The sequence below is a fragment of the Mycobacterium sp. genome (genome assembly GCF_049280035.1).
Taxonomy (GTDB): domain Bacteria; phylum Actinomycetota; class Actinomycetes; order Mycobacteriales; family Mycobacteriaceae; genus Mycobacterium.
This window is the reverse complement of the sequence record NZ_JBAPPI010000681.1, coordinates 1-2220: the sequence shown is the minus strand read 5'-3', so window position 1 is coordinate 2220 and position 2220 is coordinate 1. Positions and strand designations below refer to the sequence as shown.

Sequence of the window (2220 nt, the reverse complement as noted above, 5' to 3'; positions counted from 1 at the left end):
CTTCAGAGGCTCTTTTTCAAGATCAGCCCGGCTAGATCATCAGTTGTAGTACACCGATCGGTGTACAATCAATCAAAAGCGTCGTACTCTGAAACGCCAGGGCAGACCGCTCGGTATACATAGCCCCGTTGGGAGGCACAGCATATGGCCGTCGGCCCCACACGTGGCCAATCGGGTGGCACAGCCATGACGGTGCATCTCGATACCAGGACTCTCCCGGCGCGCGACCGGGCCGACGCCATTCGTGACACGGTCGCGCAGACCTTCGTCCATGTGGAGCTCACCTTCGCCACCGACAGCGGCCCCGCGGCAGCCGTCGGCGCGATCACCGATTTCGGGCAGCTGACCATCTTCTCGGTGCGGTCCAATCATTCTTCCGCCGAGCGAACCCCGCAACTGGCGCGTGACGATATGAGGCCCAGCATCATTTTCGGGCTTCAGTTGGCGGGCGAAAGCCTGGTCGCTCAGGGCGACCGCCAGGCGGTCGTACGGCCGGGCGAATTGGTTATCTACGATTCCACGCGGCCCTACGTGCTGACGTTTCCGGACGGCATCCGTCAGCATTTCTTCCGCATACCGCTGGACCGGTTGGCACTGCCCCACGATGCGATTCGGCAAGTCTCGGCGCTGACCTTGAGCCCGGGTCATCCGGTGACAGACGTAGCTGCCACCTACTTCCGCCGGCTCGCATCGCGTCCCGACCTGTTCACGGTTCCGGGCGCGGACGTGTTGAGCGAACCGAGCATCGAACTCATGCGGGCAGTCATCGCCACCCACCTCGACGCCGCCGAACTCGGCAAGGATGCACTGAAAGCAACACTGCGGCTTCGGATCCTGGAGTACGCCCGCGCGCATCTGCACGACCCGCATCTCGGTGCGGCCCAAGTCGCCGCCGCGCATCACATTTCCGAGCGTCACCTCTACAACATTCTCGGCGCCAGCGGAATCACCCTGGCCGACTGGATCCGAACACAGCGCCTCGAACGCTGCCGCAACGACATCGCGGCATCGGCCTTTCACGCCACCCCGATCGCATCCATCGCGCGCGGATGGGGATTCACCGATCCCTCAAGCTTTACCCGCATGTTCAAGAACGCCTACGGCATGTCGCCACGCGAGTGGCGCCACCAAGCCAACACTCGGCGATCCGAGCCGACGGGCGAGTTCATCAATCAGTAGTGCTCATCGTCTGCACAACACTGTGCAGGGGCCGCACGGTCGGTTGGTCCGAGCGCCGGGAACGGTTGCGTCGTCGTAGCGTCAAAAATGACACCACAAATTCCAGCGGTGAGTGTTCGGACGGCCACTACACGGGCGTGTAGGTCCATTCGGCCGCGCTGTCCCCGAGAAAGGTGCTAAACGATGACCGACACGACCGAGTTGTTTCTGATCACCGGCGCGACCGGCAAGACCGGAGTCCCGACCGTAGAGTTGTTGCGCGAGCGTGGGTTTCGCGTCCGGGCCTTCGTGCATACCCTGGACGACCGCGCGACGCGGCTGCGCGAGCTGGGCGCCGAAGTCGTACAAGGTGATCTGCTCGACTTCGACGCGGTGAGTTCGGCAATGGTGGGGGTAACCGCGGCGTACTTTTGCTATCCGATCGACCCGCCCAGGCTGCTCGACGCCACCGCAATCTTCGCGCAGGCCGCAACCGACGCCGGTGTCGGCGCGGTGGTGAACATGTCGCAGAGTCCGGCGCGGCGAGAAGCGCAATATTACGGGCCGCGTGAACATTGGATCGCCGAGCGGCTGCTGGACCGAACACCCATCATGACAACGCATCTGCGTCCAACCTTGTTCGCAGACTGGCTCAGTTGGCAATGGGTGCGCCACGAGAACCAAGGCGTGTTGCGTCTGCCCTTTGGAAACGCCCGGCACGCCCCGATCGCCAGCGCAGACCAAGCCAGAGTTATCGCGGCCATCCTGGCCAACCCCGCACCACACGACCGTCAGGTCTATCCGCTCTACGGTCCCGAAGAACTGGACCACTACGAGATCGCGCAGAAAATCTCGAAGACGCTGGGCATTCCAGTCCGCTATGAACCCATCGACACCGAATCGTTTGCCGCCGCGCTGCGCGCCCAAGGAGGGTCTCCATTCCTCGCGCAGTACCTGAGCAACGTCGCGCGCGACTATCAAAGCAGTGATGTGTTCGCGGGGACAAACAACCTCGCCGAGACCATCGGCGGCACACCCCCGATGACAGTTGAGCAGTACACC

Annotated in this window: 2 protein-coding genes; both read left to right on the top strand. The window is 62.9% G+C overall.

Going from position 1 to position 2220, the window contains the following annotated elements:
* Positions 1-186 precede the first annotated feature (186 nt).
* On the top strand, positions 187-1179 hold the full coding sequence (locus tag WAN71_RS21895; protein ID WP_422227338.1) for a helix-turn-helix domain-containing protein: 993 nt from the start codon (positions 187-189) through the stop codon (positions 1177-1179).
* A 183-nt stretch (positions 1180-1362) separates the two neighbouring features.
* On the top strand, positions 1363-2220 hold an 858-nt coding region (locus tag WAN71_RS21890), incomplete at its 3' end, for an NmrA family NAD(P)-binding protein (protein ID WP_422227337.1).

Bases quoted from the DNA above. Each gene is read 5' to 3' on its own strand.
- WAN71_RS21895 (WP_422227338.1), top strand. From the start codon at position 187: ATGACGGTGCATCTCGATACCAGGACTCTCCCGGCGCGCGACCGGGCC.